Below are 24,152 nucleotides of genomic sequence, written 5' to 3' on the forward strand. Positions count from 1 at the left end.
CAAAAGTAAGATATATCACCAAGGTAGAGACTTAAAAAAACAGATAAAGAATCCTTAATTGAAGAATATTAAATCGCGACCAACTCTCGAATCCCTTTCTCAGGCATATCGCCCCCCTGTCCTTGTGCAATCACCTGACCACGTGCCATCACGGTATAATTATCTGCAAGCTCTTCAGCAAAATCATAGAACTGCTCAACCAGCACAATTGCCATCTCACCCTGATCTGCCAATTTACGAATTACTCGGCCAATATCTTTAATAATCGAAGGCTGAATCCCCTCAGTCGGTTCATCCAAAATCAAGACACTAGGCTCAGAAGCCAACGCTCTAGCAATCGCAAGCTGCTGCTGCTGACCACCAGATAGGTCTCCACCACGGCGATGTTTCATTTCATCGAGTACAGGGAAAATTTCATAAAGATGACTCGGGACTTTTCGTGTTTTTGCACCCGAAAATTTTGCCATCCCAATTAAAATATTTTCTTCCACTGTCAAAGTCGAAAATATATCTCGTCCTTGTGGCACATAAGCCAAGCCTGCACGTACTCGTTGCTCAGGTGACATCTTGGCGATATCTTTTCCATCTAATAAAATCTGTCCTGATTTAATCGGCAAAATCCCCATTAAGCATTTGAGCAAAGTGGTTTTCCCGACGCCATTCCTTCCTAAAATAACACTGCATTCTCCTTCAGGCGCTTGAAAAGACACGTCACGCAGAATATGACTGCCACCATAAAACTGGTTAATTTGTTTCACTTCTAACATGGCAGTCTCCTAGCGTCCTAAATATTTTTCAATCACATCTTCATTGGCTTGTACCTCTGCCAATGTGCCCTCTGCTAAGATTGCACCTTGCGCTAAGACCGTAACTTTCTCACTGATGGTGTCAATAAAGCTCATATCATGTTCAACCACAACTAACGTGTGATTCTTTTTAAGTTCTAAACATAGTTCGGCTGTTCGTTCAGTTTCTGCATCCGTCATCCCTGCCACAGGCTCATCCAATAAAATCAGTTTCGGTCGCTGCATCAATAACATACCGATTTCTAACCATTGCTTCTGACCATGGGACAATAACCCTGCGGGCTTTTGTACAAATTCCTTTAAACGAATTTGCTCCAAACTTTCATCTAGTGCCAACTGCGCTTCTGGATCAAGTCGGCTAAACAAGCTTTTTTTCACTCGCTTATCTCGTGGCGCAGCCAGCAATAAGTTTTCCATCACGGTGAAATTTTCAAACACAGTGGGTTTTTGAAATTTCCGTCCAATGCCCACTTCAGCAATTTGCTCGGTGCTCATTTTGGCAAGATCGTAATTTTGCCCAAAAAAAGCTGTGCCTGTGGTTGGACGGGTTTTGCCTGTAATCACATCCATCAACGTGGTTTTACCTGCACCATTTGGCCCGATAATGCAACGCAACTCACCCTCTGCGATATACAGCGATAAATCATTTAAGGCACGAAATGAATCAAACCACACACTGACTTTTTCCAGATATAAGGCAATACCATGACTAAAGTCTGCACCTTGTGTTTTGGCGCGTCCGTAACCCTCACCCAGTTGACCACCATGTTGAGCTGAGTTGTTGTGTAAATCACTCATTTAATTACGCTCCTTTTTAAAGCGGTCAAACAAACCAATTACACCTTTAGGAAGGAATAAAGTCACCACAATAAATAATGCGCCCAATATCAGCAGCCATGCTTCAGGTGCAGCTACCGTGAAATAGGTTTTAGCGGCATTGATCAGTCCTGCACCTAAAATTGGGCCAATTAAGGTACCACGCCCACCCGCAGCAACCCACACCGCCATTTCAATTGAGTTGACAGGATTCATTTCACTCGGATTGATGATGCCGACTTGCGGTACATAGAGCGCACCTGCAATCCCTGCGATCACAGCCGAAAGCACCCACGCTGACAGTTTGTACCACAGCGTGCGATAACCTAAATATTGCAAACGGTTTTCACTGTCACGTATTGCACCAAGTACACGACCATAAGGACGGTTCATCAATTGACGTAATCCAATAAAGCACAGCATCAATACCAAAGCAGTTACAAAACATAAGGTGGCACGCATCGGTGCAGAGGTAATATCAAAACCCAATAAGGTTTTAAAACCAGTGAAACCATTGTTTCCGCCAAAGCCTGTTTCGTTACGGAAGAACAAGAGTGCTGCGGCAAACACCATTGCCTGAGTAATAATCGAGAAATACACGCCTTTGATTTTGGAGCGAAATGCAAAGAAACCAAAAATAAAGGCCACAATGCCAGGAACTAAAATCACCAGTGCCATTGCCCAGAGAATATGCTCTGTTCCTGTCCAATACCACGGCAACTCTGTCCAGCTGAGAAAACGCATAAAATCGGGTAAGCCATCGCCTGCAGATTGGCGCATCAAATACATACCGAAAGCATAACCACCCAGCGCAAAGTACAAACCATGCCCTAAGCTGAGAATCCCTGCATAGCCCCAGACCAAATCCAATGCCAATGCCACTAAAGCGAGGCACATAATTTTGCCAATCAAAGTGATCCAATATGCAGATAAGTAAAATGCTGAATCCGAAGGCAGTAAATGTAGCCATGGTAAAATCATCATCACCGTAAAACACACGGCGATGGCAATACCGCTATAGGGTTTATCTGCAAATAAAGAAATGATTTTCATTGGCTTACTCCACAAAACGACCTTTGATGGCAAACAAACCTTGTGGACGTTTTTGGATAAACAAAATCACAAGTACCAGTAGAATAATTTTTGCCAATACAGCACCCATGCCGATTTCCAACACCGTGCCACTGATGCCTAAACCCAGTGCTGCCAAAACTGCGCCCCACACTTGTCCCACACCACCGACAACCACCACGAGGAAAGCATCAATAATGTAGTTTTGTCCGAGATCAGGACCGACATTGCCCACTTGTGCCAACGCACAACCTGCCAAGCCAGCCAAACCAGACCCCAGTCCAAATGCCATCATGTCAATCCGCGCTGAGCGAATACCGACTGCACGCGCCATCTGACGGTTTTGTGTGACGGCACGAACGAATAATCCGAAACGGGTTTTATTGAGCAAGAAAACCAACAACAGTAAAACTGCAATGGTGAATGCAATAATCGCAATGCGGTTATAAGGCAACATTAAACTCGGTGTGACGGCAATACCACCACTGAGCCATGAGACATTGGACACTTCGACATTTTGCGCACCAAAAACCATACGTACCAATTGCATCAAAATCAGACTGACACCAAAGGTCGCTAATAAGGTCTCAAGCTGACGACCATATAAAGGGCGGATCACCGTGCGTTCAATCAACATGCCGATCAGTGCACTGACGAGGAATGCAGCAGGAATCGCAGCCAGTAAATACCAATCGATCAATCCAACAAAATGGGTTTTGAAAAAGCTTTGTACAACATAAGTGGTATAGGCACCAATCATGATCAATTCGCCATGTGCCATATTAATGACACCCAGCAATCCATAGGTAATAGCAAGACCAAGTGCTGCAAGCAATAAAATACTGGCGGTGCTTAAACCTGAAAATACATGTCCAGACCATTCACTGGCTTGTATTCTGGTTTTAATTTTATTCTTGGCATCCAACAAAGCCGTTTGTAATTCTTGGTTGGCAATCGGCTGTTCTAAGGTTTGCTCAATCATTGCCAATACATCAGGACGATTCGACTCAGCGAGAACATTGACCGCCGCAACTTTTCCAAATACATCGGCATCTTTAAACTCTAAGCGTGCTTTAAGTTGTGCTAAACGTGCTTTGACTTTGTTGTTGCTCTCGTTGAGATAGAGTTGCTTGACCATTGCGACATCGATTTCAGCCAAGTTATTTTCCAAAATATCAACGGCTGCCAAACGCTGTGATGCATCTTCTGAATTGAGTTTCGCTTTGGCTTGTCCGAAATTGAGCGCTTTGCGTAAGGTATTGACCAAAGTCACTTGAGATAAATCGGCAGGCCAATCTTCCAATACCTGTTTGGCAGGATAACTGAGTAAGACCTCATCATTCTGTAAAATGTAAGTCTGTCCTGCATGATCGGTATACAACTCATTTTGGTCAATATACGCAACAAGCTGGTCTAGCTGTTCAATACTGGCTGGCCACTGATTCAGCATGGCACGACGCGTTGCAAAATCACCTTTAACGAAGGTTTGAATTGCATCTTGGGTAACCACAGCAGTTTCTACAGAAAGCGTGGTTGCTAAAGGATCTTGCTCTGCCCATGCAAGACTACAAAAAAACTGTGTCGTCACGCAGAGCAATGCTAAAACATAATGTTTTGCCATACGACTCGCCCTTATGGATCGTAGATTTTTACGAAGCACCGAAAAAGAAAATGAAGAAACCTGCCATCGAAATAACAGGTTTTAGAACAAGCTTATTTTGGGATATAAGGACTCCAAGGCTCTGCCTTGATGGTTTCTGGTGTTTTATAAACCACGTCAAATTGTCCATCTGCACGAATTTGCCCGATCATCACAGGTTTGTGTAAATGATGATTGCTTTCGTCCATTTTTAAGGTATAACCCGAAGGTGCTGCAAAGGTCTGTCCTGCCATTGCTTCGCGGACTTTATCGACATCCGTAGTCCCCGCTTTTTCAACCGCTTGCTTCCACATATTGATCCCAACATAGGTTGCTTCCATCGGATCGTTGGTCACGACTTTATCGGCATTTGGAAGTTTGTATTCCACCGCGAATTGTTTGAATTTATTGACAAACTCAGTATTTTTTGGATTTTTGACTGACATGAAATAATTCCATGCTGCCAAATGCCCCACCAACGGTTTGGTATCAATACCGCGTAACTCTTCCTCACCCACTGAAAATGCCATGACAGGAATATCAGCGGCTTTAACCCCTTGGTTGCCGAGTTCACGATAAAATGGCACGTTTGAATCGCCATTGATGGTCGAAATCACTGCGGTTTTTTTACCTGCAGAAAACTTTTTAATATTGGAAACAATGGTCTGATAATTACTATGACCAAAGGGTGTGTACTCTTCCATAATGTCTGCGTCGGCAATACCTTTGGACTTCAGGAATGCCCGTAAAATTTTGTTGGTCGTTCGTGGATAAACATAGTCTGTGCCAAGTAAGACAAAACGTTCAGCCTTGCCCCCTTCATCACTCATTAAATATTCAACCGCAGGAATCGCTTGCTGGTTTGGCGCTGCGCCAGTATAGAAAATATTCTTAGATTGTTCCTGACCTTCATACTGCACTGGGTAGAACATTAAACCGTTTAATTCTTCTACGACAGGAAGAACCGATTTGCGGGATACCGACGTCCAACTTCCAAAAATCACGGCGACTTTATCTTGAGTGATTAACTGACGCGCTCGCTCAGCAAATAACGGCCAATCTGATGCAGGATCCACCACCACAGGTTCTAATTTTTTACCTAAAACCCCACCGTTGGCATTGATTTCATTAATAGTCATCAAAGCAGTGTCTTTGAGTGAAGTTTCAGAAATCGCCATCGTTCCCGAAAGTGAATGCAAAATTCCGACTTTAATGGTTTCACCACTCTCTGGCGCCTTTTTTGTTTCTGTCGTGCTTTGTTCTGTTTTTTCGGCTGGCTTTGAACAACCGACCAGCCCTGCCCCCATCATGGCAGCCATAAGTACTGATATTGGCATCATTTTATTGTGCATCTTTGTTCTCCACAGTTTGATCTTATGATTCGACTGAATGGAGTTATTCAATTTTTATGCCAATAATTTAAGATATTGTTTTATATGTATTTTAAACACAACCATTTGATAAAAATTCTATCTTGTATACAACGTTGCATACAAAAAATACGCATTGAACTAAAATGATGCATTTTTGATCTTAATGAAAAAAGCCAAGCGGACGCTTGGCTTTTTCAGTTGAATTGAGCAAAATTTAAACCGCAATATCTGCCAAATTACCTTTTTGTTCTAACCAATGCTTACGATCCGCAGCTCGTTTCTTCGCAAGTAATTTATCTAATAAACCTGCGGTTAAATGTGCATCATCCAAGTCCAGCTGTACCAAACGGCGTGTATTCGGATCCATGGTGGTTTCACGCAATTGGCTGGCGTTCATCTCACCCAAACCCTTAAATCGGGTGATTTGTGGATTTTTATTGCCTTTAATATTTTTTAGAATTGCTTCTAATTCATCATCATCCAAGGCATAGTGCACGTCCTTTCCAATATCAATTCGATATAACGGCGGCATGGCAACATATAAGTGGCCTTCTTCCACCAAAGTCGGAAAATGTTTCACAAACAAAGCGCACAATAAAGTTGCAATGTGCAGTCCATCCGAATCCGCATCAGCAAGGATGCAAATTTTTCCATAGCGCAATTCAGATAGATCATCACTGCCTGGATCAACACCTATCGCAATGGCAATATCATGTACTTCCTGAGAGGCTAAGACCTCATCCGAAGACACTTCCCATGTATTTAAAATTTTTCCGCGAATCGGCATAATCGCTTGGAAATTCTTATCTCGTGCTTGTTTCGCACTACCGCCTGCAGAATCACCCTCGACAATAAACAGCTCACTATCTTCACGGGTTAAGCCGACACAATCTGCTAATTTTCCTGGTAAGGCAGGACCTGCAACGATCTTCTTACGCTCTACCTTTTTTGCAGCTTTTAAACGACGACCCGCTTTGGCGATCGCCATTTCTGCAAGTTGTGTTGCGATCTCAGCATGTTGATTGAGCCATAAGGCAAATGCATCCTTGGCAATATTTAAAACAATATTCGAGGCTTCACGACTAGATAAACGTTCTTTGGTCTGCCCAGAAAATTGTGGTTCTTGGAATTTCAATGACAGGATGAAATTCACCCCATCCCAGACATCTTCCGCAGACAGCTTCATATTGCGTGGCAATAAATTACGTAATTCACAAAACTCGCGCAACGCTTCTGTCACACCTGAGCGTAAACCATTGACATGAGTACCGCCTTGCGCGGTTGGGATTAAGTTAACGTAACTTTCCTGAATTTGTTCTCCACCTTCAACGTTCCAGCAAATCGCAAATTCACAGGCGGCGCGTTCCGCTTGTCCACTACTCACAAAAGCTGGAGCAGGCAGAATCTCACGGTCTTCGAGCTCATCCATCAAATAGTCGACTAAACCATTTTCAAACTGCCATTCAATCTTTTCATTATTGATTTTATCGTCATAAATAATTTTCAAACCTGCCGCTAAAACCGCTTTAGCTTTAAGGTTGTGTTTGAGCGCTTTTAACGCAAACTTTGGACTATCAAAATATTTTGCTTCTGGCCAGAAACGAACGGTTGTCCCTGTCGCCCGTTTCGCTACTTTGCCTTCTAAAACAGATAATGGCGCAACAGGTTCACCTTGTTCAAATGCCATCTGATACAAGTTACCTTGGCGTTGTACCGCGACTTCAACCCGTGTAGATAAAGCATTGACCACAGAGATACCGACACCATGCAACCCACCAGAGAACTGGTAATTGTCAGTGCTGAACTTTCCACCTGCATGGAGCTTGGTCAAAATGATTTCGATACCACTTTGACCATATTCTGGATGGATATCAACTGGCATTCCACGACCATTGTCTTCAACTGACAATGAACCATCTTCATAAATCGTGACCGTGACTTGATTGGCATGACCTGCAAGTGCCTCATCAACGGCATTATCAATTACCTCTTGGGCCAAGTGGTTTGGACGTGAGGTGTCGGTATACATTCCGGGACGACGACGAACAGGATCTAAACCAGAAAGAACTTCAAGGGATTGTGCCGTGTATTGTGTCACTTGGTCTGACTTCCTTTTTGCAGGGCTGCCGATAAAAATTCGAGTACTAAAGGTAATTTTTCTTCAAAATCATCCATTGCATGATTACCATCAGCGTCGGTTAAAATCAATGAGGATGGATGAGCTGCACTATAATAGCGTTGTGCTTGACGATAATCCAAGACTTCATCACCTTGTTGCAACAACACCAGAATTTTATCAGCATGCACTAAGCTGGTCTCAGCAATCGATTGTAATTGCTGCAATTGATCTATATCAAGTGTCCATGATTCAGTCACTTTGAGTGGAATCTGTTCAATTCCAAATAAATCTTGAAACAGTTGCCATGGTCGCATAGCAGGATTAATCAAAACAGCTGGACAGGCATATTGTGCGACAAGATAAGTCGCATAGAATCCCCCCAGACTACTCCCCACCACCACCACTTGATCGAGTGGTAAACTTTCTACCAGTGCCGATAGATATTGCATAACTTCTTGTGGGGTGCGGTTTAAATCTGGAAAATGCACGTGAATATGATCATAATGCGCACAATATTGATACAACTGCTGCCCTTTTATTGACCTAGGACTACTTCGAAAACCATGTAAATAAATAATTTGCATACGTACCTACAGCGTCATTTGCTTGACTTAAAGCCAAATAGATCACATTATCAAACACAATTGATAAATAAATAACAATATAGTTTGCAGATAAGCCCTAAATTGTCAGACACAAAAAACGATACTATGCACCGTTCATCAGTATTCTAAAAAAAATACTGTTGAAACAAGAAAAGATGCATGCGTTTGCTGTAGTTTATCTAAACAATATTAGATCAATAACTTCAAACCTTCGGTATATATCAAGGATGAGGAAATCAATATGCCAAGTTTAACACCTCTGCATGAAACCTACTGTAAATGGGACAGTACGCCCCCAAGTCAGGCAGATGTTTTGGAAGGTTTGGCACAACTCGTAAGCACGAGCTTAAGTGGGGTGCACGAATTAGTGCAATTGGTCCAAACTGAGGTGTTACGAACAACGCTTGGTTTGAGTGCTCAAAAAGCCAGAAAGTTACAAAAACACCCTCAACTACAGAGGTTTTATCAATTTTCTTATGTTGCCATTCAGAAATATGGCAGCAGCTTTCTTGCACCAAACTTGCGCCGAGTCATTGCAAAATTTCCAGTATTACATGACAAACCGTTGAGCCCGTCTTTACATTTTGTGGTGGGTGCACTCAATGGGATCTTCGGGGATCATTTTTTAAATCAGCAAAATCCGATGGCTTTGCCTATGGTGCTGTATGATCACTATGGCTCTTTGCAACAAGGCGAATTGACGGGTCGTGTGGTCATTTTGACTCATGGTCTTTGCATGAACCATTTAACGTGGTCAAATCATCGTTACGGTGGCATTGGTGAACGTTTGCTTGCGCAACGTGATAACAATACCATGCTCTATCTCAACTACAATACTGGTCGCCGTATCTCAGCCAATGGTCGCAGCTTTGCCAATGTGCTGGAAGATTTGGTACAACGTAATCCACGTATCACCAGTATTGACCTGATTGGACATAGTATGGGGGGATTAGTCTCTCGCAGTGCCCTGTTTTATGGCAAGCAGAACCTATGCCAATGGGTTCATATGGTTGAAAACTTAGTCTGCATTGGCTCACCCCATCATGGTGCAGTGCTTGAACGTTTTGGTTTTATTTTACAAGATAAACTCGGCGCGTTTCCTTTTATTAACCTTATCGGTCAATTGGTCAATGTTCGCAGTAATGGTATTTTAGATTTACGTCACGGTAGCGTACGTGATGATGATTGGGAACATAATGATGCGCGTATTGGTTTTGAAGATGACAATCGTAAGCCTGCACCATTACCATCACATATTAATACCTTCCTCATTGCAGGTACGCTAGAGTTTGAAAAGCTTAGAACCAAAGCACTTACCGTGATTGGCGATTACCTAGTCAGTGTTAAAAGTGCTTTAGGCGAGCATCCAAACCCGCGTTTCCAGCTCAAACTTCCTGATACGCACAAAGCAGTTTTCTACGGTTTGAACCATTTTGAGATTCAATACCACTCCAGTGTCGCAGAACAAATTACGCGTTGGTTATATCCAGATGTCAGCGATAAGGTTGAAGCTGGTGTTCAAACACATCTCATTAATATTCCAAACAATCACAGCTTTGAAGATTTAGAGGGCATCGTTGAAACCTAACGATTCTTCTAGTTTCATCCATTAAAAAAGCCAACATCACGTTGGCTTTTTTACGAATTAGGCAGGATATTTTCTAAAGAGTTGCCATAAACAAATCACAAGAATCAAGCTGAAATATACCAGTGACCACACAGGGAGTGACTGTCCCAGAAAACTCCAATCAATCAGGGCACACTCTCCTGAGCCAGAGAGTACTTGTTGCAGTACCGTTTTCATCGGCAAAACATCAACCAAATAATCTAAACCTGGTCCACAACTGGGTACTTGATCGGGTGGTAAATGCTGTAGCCATACATGACGCGCCGCAACACCAGCCGACCATCCGATCGCCAAGGTTGCCAATACCGCATAAAAGCGTTTAAAAAAGTTGGAAATTGGGTTGTGAATAAATGCAACTAATGCAATTAAGCCCATACCAATTAAACCAATTCGCTGAAAAATACATAATGGACAAGGTTCCAGACCTTGCACGTGTTCTAAATATAAAGCAAATGCGAGCCCAATGATGCTCGTCAGTACCAATACAGCACTGACCAAACGGTAATTCCAGCGCATGGAAAGTCCTCAAAATTTTTAACGATAGTGTGCAAGATATTCTTCAAAACTCATGTGATTATCTTGTTCGAGTTGAGACTGTTTTTGCAACGAAGTTTGTGCCAAATGTTCGAAATATTGTTTTCTTTCTGAACTGATTTGGTGTTGCTCATAATCCTTTACATGTTGTTGAGCCATGATACTACCAAAGTTCCATGTCCCTCCATATTGCAAGGTATCATTGATTACCTGTTCAGAAAGCGTATTTTCAACCTGATATAAACGATGCTGCATCACCTGTACCGCATCTTGATAGAGTGAAGTACCCTCTATTTGATCGAGTAAAATTGCACACGCTTGAATTTGTCTGAGATGGCGTTGCGCCCAATCTTGGAAAGGTACTTCAAACGGTCCATCTTTAATTTTGGCATCTGCCGCCCGACCTCGATTGACGATTTCGGTTTGATTCAGATCAATCTGATCTTGTTCGTCTGCCCACAATTCAGGGCTGTCATTCAACAAACAATACAAAGCTAAACTTTCTAGGAACCCAGCGGCGGTCTCATCAATTCCAATCGCACGATATGGATTGACATCCACTGCTCGTAACTCTACATAGCCCACGCCACGATTTTTTAACGCTTGGGAAGGTGTTTCATTCTGTTCAGGGACTTGTTTCGGACGAATCAAACTATAGTATTCATTTTCAATTTGTAGAACATGATCATTGATTTGAATCGGCTCACCTTGTTCATCATCTAAGCCTAAAGCGGTGAACTGAGGGTAAGGCGTATGCACCGCTTTTTGTAAACCCTCTAAGTAATCATGCAAATCGTTATAGTGAATACCTAACTGCTTTTGGGCTGAGTTTTGATAACCCAAACGTCCCATACGTAAAGCCGTAGCTTCTGGTAAATACAACGTGCCTTTGATCAATGCTTGTAAATGATGTTCACGTCCTGTCAAAAAACAACGACATACGGATGGGCTTGCTCCCAGCAGATACATCACCAAAGGTGTCAATCGAATAAAGTTGCGAATCAAACCGAAATAACGATGACTACGATAATCCTGCAAGCTAAGCTGCTTCAATTCAGCATTGGTTTCATGCTGTTGTAAATTTTCAAATAATTGATCAGGAAAGGATAAATTATAATGTACACCTGAAATGGTCTGCATACGGCGACCATAACGCACACCTAAACCGTGACGATATAAAGTTTTAAACCGACCAATATTTGAGGTGCCATATTGCGCCAATCTAATATTTTCTTCTTGGTCATCCAACATACACGGCATAGAAAGCGGCCACAGCTTTTCCCCATCTTGCAAATGCTGATGCACCACATGATGAATATCTCGCAACTCATCTAAAGCAGCCGCAATGGTTCGATGTGGCGTGGTGATAAACTCCATTAATGCTTCAGAATAATCCGTGGTGATATGCGGATGTGTCAGTGCTGAACCTAAAGCAATTGGATGGTTTTTTTGTGATAAAAATCCATTGCTTTGCATACGCAAACTTTCACGCTCGATACCTCGTAACATACCTGCCAATTGCGAAGCATCTACCCAAGTTGGTATCACAGAGGAAGAAAGTGCGCTGGGTTGATTCATAATATATATGCTCATTGATTCACTGGCCAAACACTGTGTAGTGGCTTGCTGTTGCCAATTATAACGACTATTGCCATCTAGTCAGCTAGGGTTTGTTGATATTTCACAGATGTTTGCGAAAGAGAATATCTGTGGAATGTCATCAACTCTCTCTAATTTGGCAATTTTTATCACAAACTTGTTATTTAAGACATGCTGAAATTGTGATTTTATTGAAAAATAATTCTGCTGATGGATAACCGCTTATGCAAGCACAAGACATTCTAAATTTTTGGTTTGCTCCCGATCATCGCCCTTTATGGTTTGCTAAAAGTGAGAGTTTTGATGCCAAAATTCGTGAGCTTTTTCAATCCATCCATCATCAAGCCACGCAAGCAGAACTTTGGTCTTGGCGTCAAACTGCTGAAGGACGCTTGGCTGAAATTATTATCCTAGATCAATTTTCTCGCAACTTGTATCGCGATCAGGCCCAAGCTTTTGCCTATGACAGCATGGCACTGATGTTGGCACAAGAAGCGATTAGTCTACAACTCGATACTGAGTTGAGCCCCGAACAGCGCTCTTTTTTATACATGCCATTTATGCACAGTGAATCCAAAATGATTCACGACTATGCCCTAGCGTTATTTCAACGCTTAGGCAATCCCATCAATTTAAGCTTTGAAGAAAAACATAAGGTGATCATTGATCGTTTTGGCCGCTATCCACATCGTAATGTGGTGCTTGGGCGAGTTTCAACAGCAGAAGAACTTGAGTTTCTAACTCAGCCAGACAGTCACTTTTGATCCGATCTTCCAGAGAGGAATAACTTATGAAATCGTTATTAATGTGTACGCCTGTACTCATCGCATTGACCTTTGCAGGGTGTGCAACTGTGCCTAAACAACCCAAGACTTTCGATCAATTGGGGCAATTTACCGCTTATCCGTTAAATAACAAAAGCTTTCGTATCAGCTTCCAAGCAGGAAATAATCTGAGTTATGGTACAGCAGAGGAAATTACTTTATTAAAGGCAGCACAAACCACAGTTAAAAATGGCTTTCGATTTTTTACTGTCGTTGATGATCCAAGTAATGCACGGATTAAAGAGCAACGCCAAGCGGTGATTTATCCAAGTCGACCTTATTATCCTTATGGCTACTACCGTCGTCATCCTGCGTTTTGGCCGGATCCATTCTATGATATGCCACAAGTGGTCAATCTTGATCCCATCCAAGTGTCGTATACTATCGAATGTTTCAAGACTCAACAGCAGTCACCTGATGCCTTTGATGCACAGTTAATTTTACAATCCTTAGGGCAAAAATACGGGTTGAGTCCAACAGGAGAGGTATTGCAGCCACCTGCCTCACCTCAAAACAAAAAATGAATGAATAGGATGACTCAATGAATTCAGCCGAAGAAATCCATGTGCCAAGTTTGCAAAGAAGTAAATACTTCGCCACCCTCGCCTTGATTATTGCTGTCTCGGCATGGGTTGTACTCATGGTTGTGGCGCACTTTCTACCTGAATATAAATGGCTCATCCATATCTTCATGTTAGGTGCTGAAGCGGGCGTGGTCGGAGGATTAGCAGACTGGTATGCCGTCACGGTGTTATTCCGCAATCCATTTGGAAAAATGCCCCTACCGAAATTGTTACGTGACCATACTGAAATTATTCCGCGTAATAAAGCACGTATTGCTGAATCAATGGGTCGTTTTGTACAAGAGAATTTCCTCTCTCCTGTCATTGTTCAACGCAGCCTACAAAACTCCGATATCAGTTTGGCAGTAGGTGAATGGCTTGCCAATCCCAAAAATAACGGTCAAGTGGTACAGATCATTCAGCAAACGGTGCCGAAAATTTTTGAGTTTGTCAGTCAAGACCAAATAGCCAATTTTGTCCAAAATAACAGCGTGCAATGGGTGCGCAGTACCAAAATCAATACCCTAGCCAGTGAGATGTTACGTGCCGTTTTAGACAATGACTTTCATCAAGATGTGTTACAGCGTGGTTTGGATGTTGCGCATGAATGGATGGTTTCTCATCCCGAAGAAGCACGCGAATTGTCACGTACCCTATTTAAAGAGTTGGGTGTATGGAAACTAGCGAAAGGCGCAAGCTGGATTGGTATCGATGTACAACAACGTACTATTGATTCACTGATTGAGCGTGTTGAATCGATGCTGGCCAATCCTGATCATCCATGGCGACAGGATATCGAAGCTGTAACCCACAAACTGATGTTAGAACTTGCAGACAATGACAGTGAAGCCAGCCAACGTTTAAACAATGGCAAAGATGCACTCCTCGATAGCCCACAGGTTTTAAATTTTATTACAGGCGCAATCGCGATCTTATGTGATGCCATCAAAACAGATTTGATGCAAGAGGATTCTGGAATTGCCACCAATTTACAAGCTGCCATTCAACAACTTGGTGTGAGCTTGATTCAAAATGACAAGGTTCGCCAAGTTCTTAATACTAAAATGGTGGGCTTAGCAACCAATTTCAGTGAACAATATAGCGATAAGATTATTCGTTATATCAGTGAACGAATCCATGAATGGGATTCACGAGAAATGATTGCCAAAATCGAGAGTGAAGTGGGTGGTGATTTACACATGATTCGTGTGAACGGCGTCATCGTCGGCACCTTTATCGGCTTGATCTTGGGGATCATACGGGCCGTTGTTGAAAATGTTCTGTAAATAAATCATCCCGTAAACAAACTTTATTTTTAAGTAGCTCACCCCATGCATGTCACGATCAACGATCGTGACGGCGACATAGATATCACGCGTGGTGCTACGATCTCAAGGACGGACTCCAGCACTACAAAGCGTTTTTGTTACTTTTTTCCTTGAAAAGTAAAGAATATCTACACAAAACAATGATCAATCTAATGTACTTTTTGATAACCTAAATATTAAGAAATAACTGTTATATTTCGCCTTTCAATAAGGACATTCTATGTTAGAGCTTCAGTCAAAACTTCCTAGTCAAGGCGTAACCATTTTTAGCGTGATGACTGAACTCGCACATCGACTCAATGCGCTCAACCTGTCCCAAGGCTTTCCCGACTTCCCAGCCCCGCCCGCTCTGCTTGAAGCGCTCAGTCAAGCCACACTTTCAGGTTATAACCAATACCCTGCTGGAGATGGCGTACTGGCATTGCGAGAACAGCTTGCCACACAGTTCATACAGCGTGATCAATTACAACTGGACCCAGCGACTGAAATCACCATTACTTCAGGCGCAACGCTTGCAATCTTTTGTGCCATTCAAGCCTGTATCCATGCAGATGATGAAGTCATTATCTTCGATCCAAGCTATGACAGCTATGCACCTGCAGTTCAGCTTGCAGGCGGAAAATCGATCCATATCAACTTGGAAGCACCCCACTTTGAAGTTGATTGGCAACAAGTAAAAGACCGTATCAGCACAAAAACCCGCATGATTATTGTCAATACACCGCATAACCCAACAGGTGCAATCTGGTCAAAACAAGACTGGCTGCAACTCATCGAACTGATTCAAGATAAAAATATTGTGGTACTTTCCGATGAGGTTTATGAGCATTTGGTGTTTGATGGGCAGAAACATTACAGCGCATTGCAATTTCCTGAACTAAGGGATCGTAGCTATGTGATCGGTTCTTTTGGTAAAACTTATCATGTTACAGGCTGGAAAACGGGTTATTGCGTTGCTTCTCCACAATTAATGCGTCTATTTCGTCAGGTGTATCAATTTACCAATTTCTGTGGCAATACACCGTGTCAGTTAGCACTTGCCCATTATATGCAACATTATCCTGAACATATTCAAGAGCTACCACACTTTTACCAAGCAAAACGTGATTTATTTAATCAACAAATACAAAACTCACGTTTTAACTTTATTCCCTCGCAAGGTACCTATTTTCAAAGTTTGGATTACACGGCCATTCGTCCTGACCTAAACGACGTGGCAATGTGTCAATTCTTAGCAGAGCAACATAAAATTGTTGCTATTCCGATTTCAGTATTTTATCGACAGCCGCCTGAATCACAGCGACTAATTCGTTTTTGTTTTGCCAAGAAAGATGAAACCCTCCAACAGGCAGGTCATATTCTAATGCAGTGTTAATCAACAAAAATCAACTGAATCCCCATAACTTGAGACTGGCTTATGCTATGTTGAAAACAAGCGGCTCCTTTTAGGGGCGAAGTACCAAGGAATTTGAATGACCCCACACCAGCCTTTGGTGATGCAACCCAATCTATGGAAAACCTTTTTTGTATTTCTGGTTCCACTGATTGCAACCAATATTTTGCAAAACTTGTCGGGAACGATTAATACCATCTTTGTAGGTCAAATGATGGGGGTAGATGCTGTTGCCGCAGTTTCGGTGTATTTTCCTGTCCTATTCTTTTTGCTGGCTTTTATTATTGGACTTTCTGCGGGAACCACGGTTTTAATCGGACAGGCATGGGGTGCACAAAATCTAGAAAAGGTGCGTAGCGTTATTGGCTCTACCCTGTTTATGACCTTGATTGGCGGCACTATTATTGCAGTTCTCGGGTTATTCTTTGCCGAACATATTCTAATCTTACTGGGTACCGATCCCAAAGTGATGCATCTGTCTTTGCCTTATGTGCAATGGATGATGGCAGGTAGTCCATTACTTTTTGTGTATATTATTTATACTTCTATCTTACGCGGCGTCGGTGATAGTGTAACGCCACTCATTGCGTTGGGATTAACCAGTTTAATCGGTTTAGCCGTCACCCCCGTATTGTTGAAAGGTTATTTTGGTTTTCCTGCCTTGGGTATTGTTGCACCTGCGATCGCCAGTATTATCGGTTATTTGGCGGTGCTGATTTTTTTAGGTTTTTATCTGAATTATAAAAAACACCCCCTACAAATAGACCGTCAACTCTTACGGCATCTGCGTCATGATGCGGAGTTAAGTAAAATTATCCTGAAGTTGGGTATCCCGACAGGCATTCAAATGGTCACCACATCATTGGCGGGTCTGGTCATTATTGGCTTAGTCAATCGTTATGGCGCAAATGCGACCGCAGCCTATGGTGCAGTCAACCAAGTCTTGAACTATATCCAATTTCCCGCTCTTTCTATCGCAATTGCAGCCTCTATTTTCGCAGCGCAAGCGATTGGTGCAGGAAAAGCAGAATTGCTTAGCCGCGTGACTCGTACTGCATTAAGCATGAACTTCCTGTTTACAGGCAGCTTAATTGCTTTGGGCTATCTATTTTCCAAGTATTTAATGGCACTGTTTATTACCGATCCTGAAGTGGTCGTTTTAGGTCAACAGCTATTATTTATCGTGTTATGGTCATTGCTGTTTTTTGGCGCAAGTGCGATTTTTGCTTCAATTATGCGTGCTAGCGGAACGGTTACTGTACCGATGTTGATTAATATCTTCACCATCCTTCTGATCGAGATTCCTTGTGCTTATTGGTTTACCACACTATGGGGACTAACAGGAATTTGGATGGCCTATGCTCTGGCTTTTGTCTGCCTATGTGTATTCCAAGCCACGTATTATCAGTTCGTTTGGAAGAAAGGGAAAATCAAAGTTTTGATTTAAAAAAAAGCCATTCGATTTAGAATGGCTTTCTTGAAGTAACGTAGCGATTACAGCATTTTGGTGGCAAAAGCCGCTATACGTTGATAGCCTGTTGGGAATAAGCGCTGGAATGAATCGACGATACGAGCATCTGTTCCAATTAATAAACGGCGTTTATCCTTCAACACCGCTTTAAGAATTTGACGAGCCGCATCTTCAGGTGGAGTACGCAAGAATTTATCAAACTGCTTAATCGATTTATTTGGATCCATACCCAAACTCTTTAAGCTGTCATTCATTTTTGCTGCTTTGGCAATATTCGTACGGATCCCACCTGGATGTACGCAAAGTGAACTTACGCCACTTTTCTCAATATCCAACTCTTGGCGAAGCGATTCAGTAAATCCACGCACCGCAAATTTGGTCGCATTATATGCAGACTGGGTTGGTTGTGACGTTAAGCCAAAAATACTAGAGATGTTGATGATGTGACCATCTTTGGTTTGTTTAATAAATGGCAGGAATTCTTTAGTGCCGTATACCACGCCCCAAAAGTTAATTCCAACGATCCATTCTAGATCTTCGTAGCTTGCGCCCTCTACTGTTGAGCCTAATGCAACACCCGCATTATTGAAGATCATATTGACTGAGCCATGATCTTGTACCGTATCTTGTGCCCACTGTTTCACCGCATCACGGTCAGAAACATCAAGAACTTTGGTGGTTACAGTAACAGGGTATTGTTTGACCAACTCAACAGTCTGTTCCAAGCCAGTCTTATTGATATCACTCAATGATAAATGGCAACCTTGTTGAGCCAACAAAAGTGCCAGTTGTTGTCCAATACCAGAGCCAGCACCTGTGATCGCTGCGACTTTATTTTTAAAGTTTTTCATTGCCTATCCTTTGTATTGCGAATGATATGCACATATTCGCTCAGATCATGTGCCGTTTAACGTGTAATCAATATAATTTTGACAATACAGGTTGTCAATATAGTACACTATGCTTTTAAGACAAATGGCAAGAACAAACATATTGCTTGTCATAAATGCTCTATCTACATTTAAAGACATATTATTTTTAAACAGTTTGCAGTCTAAGGGCTGCTCGACATACGATATATAAACTTTTTAGGGAACGGTTTTTCGATGACAACTGAGAAGCAAGCCAAGGCAAAGAAAAAAAATAGCGAAACTAAAGAACGTCAATTCAAAGGTCTTTCTTTAACTGAACGCAAAGAAGCTCGTCGGGAAAAACTGATTGAAGCGGGTATTGCAACCTACGGAACACAAGGTTTTTTTTCTGTGACCGTCAAAGACGTTTGTAACGAAGCCAAACTTACTGAACGCTATTTTTATGAGTCTTTTAAAAAAAGCGAAGAACTCTTTCAAACCGTTTTTTTACGTATGATCAGTAAAATGCAAAGCTGTTTGACCCAAGCTGTACTCATGGCTGCACCTGAACCAAAAAATATGGTCACAGCAGGTTTATCCGCGCTACTGAATACCATAAAAGATGATCCACGGATGGCACGGATTATTTATATCGATGCAATGCTCGTCCAAGACCTACACAATCAAGCGACGATCCAAGAAACCCTGACGCAATTTGACCGGATTATTCAAGGCTTTGTAATGATTACTATGCCCAATGTACCGCAAACCACAGAAGAAGTGTCACTAATGGCGACAGGTTTAAATGGCTATGTGACCCATATTATTATCCGTTGGGTATCAGAAGGCTTTAAACAGCCTTTAGAAGACGTCCTAAATGCCTGTTGTACCGTATTTTTATCATTTATTGAATACACGGCACAAAAAAATTAAAATCGTTTTACAGTTTTGTGACAAATGTAACAGCTACAAGACAATGATATTAAACAGATGAATTTATTTGTTTTAATTTCAGGCAAACTGTCATCAATTAGTCACTCCTCTGCCCCATAATTGTCACAATTTATTGCTAAATTCGACTTTATTTACTCTTTTGCAATGATATTGTCATAATTAATCTTTGTAATAAGCCTGTCATAACAACAAAACGGTTAACCGTTACAGATTTTGAGGGTATTGCGCTGTGAAAGATGACTATATTTTAATTGTCGATGATGAGCTACCGATTCGCGAAATGATCCATACCTCTTTGGATATGGCAGGCTTCCAATGTTTACAAGCTGAGGATGCTAAGCAAGCGCACCAGATTATCGTTGATCAGCGTCCTGCTCTTATTTTGCTGGATTGGATGCTACCGGGTGGAGTGAGCGGTGTAGATTTGTGCCGACGCTTGAAACGAGATGACAACTTGGCAGAGATTCCAGTGATCATGCTTACCGCTCGAGGTGAAGAAGATCATAAAGTTCAAGGTCTCGATGCTGGTGCTGACGACTACATGACTAAACCTTTTTCGACCCGCGAACTGGTTTCACGTATCAAAGCAGTTTTACGTCGTGCCAATGCGCTGAGCGGTGAAAAAGTGATTGATGCCAATGGCTTAATGCTAGATCCTGTGAGCCAGCGTGTGAGCTTTGGTGATAGCATTCTCGATATGGGCCCAACTGAATATCGTTTACTCGCTTTCTTTATGACACATCCAGAACGTGCTTATACACGTGCCCAATTACTTGACCAAGTATGGGGTGGAAACGTGTATATTGAAGACCGTACCATTGATGTGCATATTCGTCGTTTACGCAAAGTGTTAGAACCTTTTGGTGTGGATCGCTTTGTTCAAACAGTACGTGGCACAGGTTATCGTTTCTCTACACGAGCTGATTTAGCAGCAGGTTAAACCCCTTTATGTATGAACCATATCCCGTCCCTGAGCTGGCACGCGAACATCAACGTTTTCAATACAGCAGCTTATGGACGTTTGCAAAACAAGATTTAAGACTATTATTGTTTTTCTTATTGATTGCGAGCTTAATCGGATTTGGAGTTGGGTACTTTTGGAGCTGTATTTTCGTCGCTTTTGTGGTGTTTTTTATCCTACAGCTTCGCTCACTTTATCTCGTCAATGAATGGATCTCTAACCGCCCTTACGATATGCCACCCAACCTCAATGGGATTTGGGGCGCATTATTGTTCAACGTTTATCGCGCTCAACGCCAAGAACGTATTGTGCAAGCTGAAATGGTGGGTTTAATTGATCGTGCTCAATCATCATTGGTGGCGTTGGCAGAAGCGGTTGTTTTGATTGACGATCAACATCAGCTCGAATGGTGGAATCCTGCTGCAGAAAAATTATTGGGCATCAATCCAATGGACCGCGGGCGTAACTTATTGTCGATCTTGCGCCAACCGAATTTTATTGAATATTTTAATCATAGCGATCAAGCACCTGATGGTATTCGTCTACAAGCACAAATGGATGAAGAGCGTTATGTACAAGTCAAAATTACCCGCTTTGGTGGTGAAAGTCGTCTATTAGTGGCACATGACATCACCCGTATGCATAACCTTGAACAAATGCGTAAAGACTTTGTGGACAATATTTCGCATGAGTTACGTACCCCGCTGACCGTACTCAGTGGCTATATCGAAACCTTTACTGATCAGGACGATATCACCCCGCGCTGGAAACGTGCTTTTACTCAAATGCAGTCACAAACCAAACGTATGAATGCATTGGTTAATGATTTATTGCTCTTGTCCAATCTCGAAAATAATAAAAAAGTAGCGAAAAATCAGATTATTGAGATGGCAAATTTGATGAATCAATTGTTCGATGATGCCCGTGCCTACAATCTCGATTATGGTCATACCCTCAACTTAGACATTGATAGTCACTGTGACCTGATCGGCTCAGACATGGAAATTGCCAGCGCTTTCAGCAACCTCATTACCAATGCAATTAAGTACACACCTAAAGGTGGCATCATTACCATTGGATGGCATAAAGACGGTGATCAGGCCTACTTTACCGTTCAAGATAATGGTATTGGTATAAATCCTAAACATTTACCTCGCTTAACTGAACGTTTTTATCGGGTGGATAGTGCGCGTAGCCGTCAAACAGGGGGAACAGGTTTAGGACTTGCGATTGTGAAACATGTATTAATGCAACACGGGGCACATCTTGAAATCAGCTCCAAAGAAAATGAAGGCTCAACCTTTACAGCTGTTTTTCCAAAAGAACGTCTCTATATTGGATAAATGTACAGTTGAATAAATACTGACAGCCGATCCTGAAAGATCGGCTGTTTTTTTGGTTGAATTAATTATTTACCACTGAATTCAACTGCTTTGCTTCAAGTAAATGACTGGGTAAACCAAAAATATGATCAAAGAAATAGTTATACACAAAGGTATAACACGGGATAAGGACCATCAAACTAAAATCCAATAAGAATGCTTTGAGCAAACTAATCTGCATCCACCACGCAATCAATGGAATCAAGATTGTCACTAAAACAATTTGGAATCCAATCGCATGAGCGACCCTTCTTTTCACAGTACGGGTTTTAGAAGTTTGTCGTTTTTCCCACATTTCAAAAACATAGTTGTAGAAAAAATTTACGGTCACCGCAATGACTGCTATTACAACCGATAATGGTCCTGTATGGCTCATACTTGTGCCTGAAAGTACCGCCAAAATCATCGCACAGATCAAAAAGCTAAACACTTCATAGAAAAAAACATAAGTTACTCTTCTTTTCGTTCCTTGCATGATCACACCCTAAAACTAACAATGACTGGATTTTACGCCTTACATCTGATAAAAAAAGTCAATCGTTATCAGATTTACTGACAAGGAAATCGCTATGAAACTAAGCAGTGAGCAGCTTGAATTGATTCTAGAAATCATTGATCGCGGCAGTTTTTCTGCGGCGGCTCGTGCTTTAAATCGAGTTCCTTCCGCAGTAAGCATGGCGATTGCCAATCTAGAAGCTGAATTGAACTTAAAATTATTTGAACGCAGCAAAAATCATCTAGCGCCAACGGAGATTGCGCTTTCAATTGAACCCCATGCAAGACTGATTGTGACAAAGCTACGTCAGCTCGAAATGCATCTTTCTGAACTTTCAACAGGATTAGAAACTCGCATTTGTATTGGTGTCGCAGCCGATATCAATCAAAAAATCATCTTAAAGGGCATTGAACAATTAATTCAGCACTATCCTCTTTTAAATATTGAAATGGTTTGCGCACCACAGCAAGAATTAAAAGCACGCCTACAGAACAATGAAATTGATTTATATATTGCTTATAGCTCATCAAATATCGATATCAATCAACGCTTTCGACTATTAGGTGTTGAACAATTTGTCGCAGCCATTTGCCCTGAGCAAGCACAGCAACTCAAGGCACAGCATAAAAATGAGCTCACCATGTTGTCTGAATTTAGACAAATTATTGTGGCTAGTAAAAATTATCCTCTACCCGATCCTCGTATTTTGGTTTCTGACTCGTATTGGTACACCGACAATCTATCGATGGCAATACATATGGTAGAACAAGGCATGGGATGGGGAAATTTTCCGCTTTCTGTCGTGTCGGAGCATTTTGCTAAGCACAGTTTAGTGCGTTTGGAGTTTAGTGACACCACCAATGGATTGGATATGCCCATCCATGCCATTTGGTCGAGCTATAAACCTTTAAGTAAAACTATCCAATTGCTGATCGAACTGTGGGGTAAGGAAATTTTTGAATAGACATAAAAAAAGCCCGACATCCTGTCGGGCTTTTTTCGTATTTCGCACTTTAGGTATAACTCCTGTCGTACCTCACGTCCTGATGTTCAAACTTATTATTTTTGTTTTATGTTTTGGAACTTCCTGTTCCTGATGAGTTCATATTAGGTAATTTAAAGCAATATGAATATGGGACATTGACCTTAATCAACGTAAGAAATCGCTTACATTGTTCCTATGTGGGGCCAGTTATTAGATGGGTTAAATTCATATAAAAACTGATATAGAGTTTGATAATGAATCCTCAAAATATAAGAAAAATAAATATTACATATAAAAAACTTGAATATTATTCAATCGTATGTATAATTAAATTAACTAGAAAAAGTATAGTTTAGTAAATCTTCTTTAAGTATCGCAGTTTTAGTCATAATCCTCCGTTTTTTTTAGATCTTAAGCTCAATTCTTTATCCTTTTTCAAAGTTATACATAGCCTCATTAAGGGGCTGAAAATTATTAAAATTTAGTAGGATATATTATGTCTAATACAGTCACTGGTACAGTAAAGTGGTTTAACGAAACTAAAGGTTTTGGTTTCATTCAACAACAATCAGGTCCTGACGTGTTTGCTCACTTCAGCGAAATCGCAAATTCTGGTTTTAAAACGTTATATGAAGGCCAACAAGTTTCATTCAGCGTTGCTCAAGGTCAAAAAGGCCCAAATGCTGTGAACATTGTTCCTTTATAATCGCTGAATAAGCATGAAAAAAGCCCGACATCCTGTCGGGCTTTTTCGT

At 41.6% G+C, this 24,152-nt stretch carries 22 protein-coding genes; 11 read left to right on the forward strand and 11 right to left on the reverse strand.

What is annotated here, in order from left to right; translation table 11 throughout:
• Positions 1 to 68 precede the first annotated feature (68 nt).
• From urtE to DK207_RS04015, 7 genes are all read right to left on the reverse strand, one after another.
• Complete coding sequence (gene urtE, locus DK207_RS03985) at positions 69 to 767, reverse strand: urea ABC transporter ATP-binding subunit UrtE (RefSeq protein ID WP_109440069.1); 699 nt, start codon at positions 765 to 767, stop codon at positions 69 to 71.
• A gap of 9 nt (positions 768 to 776) precedes the next feature.
• Entirely contained in the window at positions 777 to 1,604 is an 828-nt protein-coding gene (gene urtD / locus DK207_RS03990) for an urea ABC transporter ATP-binding protein UrtD (RefSeq protein ID WP_004641608.1), read from the reverse strand.
• Positions 1,605 to 2,675, reverse strand: a complete 1,071-nt coding sequence (gene urtC, locus DK207_RS03995) for an urea ABC transporter permease subunit UrtC (protein ID WP_109440070.1) — start codon at positions 2,673 to 2,675, stop codon at positions 1,605 to 1,607.
• Positions 2,676 to 2,679: 4 nt separating this feature from the next.
• Positions 2,680 to 4,314, reverse strand: coding sequence for an urea ABC transporter permease subunit UrtB (gene urtB, locus DK207_RS04000; RefSeq protein ID WP_109440071.1), 1,635 nt, complete (start codon positions 4,312 to 4,314; stop codon positions 2,680 to 2,682).
• A 92-nt stretch (positions 4,315 to 4,406) separates the two neighbouring features.
• Positions 4,407 to 5,684, reverse strand: a complete 1,278-nt coding sequence (gene urtA, locus DK207_RS04005) for an urea ABC transporter substrate-binding protein (RefSeq protein ID WP_109440072.1) — start codon at positions 5,682 to 5,684, stop codon at positions 4,407 to 4,409.
• Positions 5,685 to 5,919: 235 nt separating this feature from the next.
• The gene (parE, locus tag DK207_RS04010; protein WP_109440073.1) at positions 5,920 to 7,803 is read right to left on the reverse strand and encodes a DNA topoisomerase IV subunit B; all 1,884 of its coding nucleotides are present in this window, start codon (positions 7,801 to 7,803) and stop codon (positions 5,920 to 5,922) included.
• On the reverse strand, positions 7,800 to 8,408 hold the full coding sequence (locus tag DK207_RS04015) for a YqiA/YcfP family alpha/beta fold hydrolase (protein WP_109440074.1): 609 nt from the start codon (positions 8,406 to 8,408) through the stop codon (positions 7,800 to 7,802). Before DK207_RS04015 ends, parE begins: the two co-directional genes overlap by 4 nt.
• A 262-nt stretch (positions 8,409 to 8,670) precedes the next feature.
• Between DK207_RS04015 and DK207_RS04020 the strand changes: the two genes are divergently transcribed.
• Positions 8,671 to 10,017 (forward strand): hypothetical protein, encoded by a 1,347-nt coding sequence (locus tag DK207_RS04020; RefSeq protein WP_109440075.1) that lies wholly within the window; start codon positions 8,671 to 8,673, stop codon positions 10,015 to 10,017.
• A gap of 57 nt (positions 10,018 to 10,074) precedes the next feature.
• Here DK207_RS04020 and DK207_RS04025 read toward each other — a convergent pair whose 3' ends face one another.
• Together DK207_RS04025 and gshA are read right to left on the reverse strand one after the other, a co-directional pair.
• Positions 10,075 to 10,572: a disulfide bond formation protein B gene (locus DK207_RS04025; protein WP_109440076.1), complete on the reverse strand. Its 498-nt coding sequence runs from the start codon at positions 10,570 to 10,572 to the stop codon at positions 10,075 to 10,077.
• Between the two features lie 18 nt (positions 10,573 to 10,590).
• Positions 10,591 to 12,168: a glutamate--cysteine ligase gene (gshA, locus tag DK207_RS04030; protein ID WP_109440077.1), complete on the reverse strand. Its 1,578-nt coding sequence runs from the start codon at positions 12,166 to 12,168 to the stop codon at positions 10,591 to 10,593.
• Positions 12,169 to 12,413: 245 nt separating this feature from the next.
• Here gshA and DK207_RS04035 point away from each other — a divergent pair, with 245 nt between their 5' ends.
• The 5 genes from DK207_RS04035 to DK207_RS04055 all read left to right on the forward strand — a co-directional run bounded on the left by DK207_RS04035 (position 12,414) and on the right by DK207_RS04055 (position 17,744).
• Positions 12,414 to 12,953, forward strand: coding sequence for a DUF924 family protein (locus DK207_RS04035; RefSeq protein ID WP_109440078.1), 540 nt, complete (start codon positions 12,414 to 12,416; stop codon positions 12,951 to 12,953).
• Between the two features lie 26 nt (positions 12,954 to 12,979).
• The gene (locus DK207_RS04040) at positions 12,980 to 13,537 is read left to right on the forward strand and encodes a CC0125/CC1285 family lipoprotein (protein WP_004641631.1); all 558 of its coding nucleotides are present in this window, start codon (positions 12,980 to 12,982) and stop codon (positions 13,535 to 13,537) included.
• Between the two features lie 17 nt (positions 13,538 to 13,554).
• Positions 13,555 to 14,862: a DUF445 domain-containing protein gene (locus DK207_RS04045; RefSeq protein ID WP_109440079.1), complete on the forward strand. Its 1,308-nt coding sequence runs from the start codon at positions 13,555 to 13,557 to the stop codon at positions 14,860 to 14,862.
• Positions 14,863 to 15,124: 262 nt separating this feature from the next.
• Entirely contained in the window at positions 15,125 to 16,279 is a 1,155-nt protein-coding gene (locus tag DK207_RS04050) for a methionine aminotransferase (RefSeq protein ID WP_109440080.1), read from the forward strand.
• 97 nt (positions 16,280 to 16,376) lie between these two features.
• A complete protein-coding gene (locus DK207_RS04055) occupies positions 16,377 to 17,744 on the forward strand; it encodes an MATE family efflux transporter (RefSeq protein WP_109440081.1) in 1,368 nt (455 codons plus the stop codon).
• 47 nt (positions 17,745 to 17,791) lie between these two features.
• Here the strand turns inward: DK207_RS04055 and DK207_RS04060 are convergent, their stop codons facing one another.
• Positions 17,792 to 18,619, reverse strand: a complete 828-nt coding sequence (locus tag DK207_RS04060) for an SDR family NAD(P)-dependent oxidoreductase (RefSeq protein WP_109440082.1) — start codon at positions 18,617 to 18,619, stop codon at positions 17,792 to 17,794.
• Positions 18,620 to 18,874: 255 nt separating this feature from the next.
• On the opposite strand from DK207_RS04060, the gene DK207_RS04065 reads away from it, so the two are divergent.
• The 3 genes from DK207_RS04065 to phoR all read left to right on the forward strand — a co-directional run bounded on the left by DK207_RS04065 (position 18,875) and on the right by phoR (position 21,877).
• A complete protein-coding gene (locus DK207_RS04065; RefSeq protein ID WP_109440083.1) occupies positions 18,875 to 19,552 on the forward strand; it encodes a TetR/AcrR family transcriptional regulator in 678 nt (225 codons plus the stop codon).
• Positions 19,553 to 19,802: 250 nt separating this feature from the next.
• Positions 19,803 to 20,513 carry a phosphate regulon transcriptional regulator PhoB gene (gene phoB / locus DK207_RS04070; protein ID WP_109440084.1) on the forward strand — a complete coding sequence of 237 codons (711 nt, stop codon included), beginning with the start codon at positions 19,803 to 19,805 and terminating at the stop codon, positions 20,511 to 20,513.
• 8 nt (positions 20,514 to 20,521) lie between these two features.
• Positions 20,522 to 21,877 (forward strand): phosphate regulon sensor histidine kinase PhoR, encoded by a 1,356-nt coding sequence (gene phoR / locus DK207_RS04075; protein WP_100833047.1) that lies wholly within the window; start codon positions 20,522 to 20,524, stop codon positions 21,875 to 21,877.
• A gap of 61 nt (positions 21,878 to 21,938) precedes the next feature.
• Here the strand turns inward: phoR and DK207_RS04080 are convergent, their stop codons facing one another.
• Positions 21,939 to 22,391: a PACE efflux transporter gene (locus DK207_RS04080; protein ID WP_109440085.1), complete on the reverse strand. Its 453-nt coding sequence runs from the start codon at positions 22,389 to 22,391 to the stop codon at positions 21,939 to 21,941.
• 94 nt (positions 22,392 to 22,485) lie between these two features.
• Between DK207_RS04080 and DK207_RS04085 the strand changes: the two genes are divergently transcribed.
• Positions 22,486 to 23,376 (forward strand): LysR family transcriptional regulator, encoded by an 891-nt coding sequence (locus DK207_RS04085; protein WP_109440086.1) that lies wholly within the window; start codon positions 22,486 to 22,488, stop codon positions 23,374 to 23,376.
• Between the two features lie 517 nt (positions 23,377 to 23,893).
• Positions 23,894 to 24,103, forward strand: a complete 210-nt coding sequence (locus DK207_RS04090; protein ID WP_004641656.1) for a cold-shock protein — start codon at positions 23,894 to 23,896, stop codon at positions 24,101 to 24,103.
• Positions 24,104 to 24,152: the final 49 nt, after the last annotated feature.

The organism is Acinetobacter haemolyticus (genome assembly GCF_900406815.1).
Taxonomy (GTDB): domain Bacteria; phylum Pseudomonadota; class Gammaproteobacteria; order Pseudomonadales; family Moraxellaceae; genus Acinetobacter; species Acinetobacter haemolyticus_A.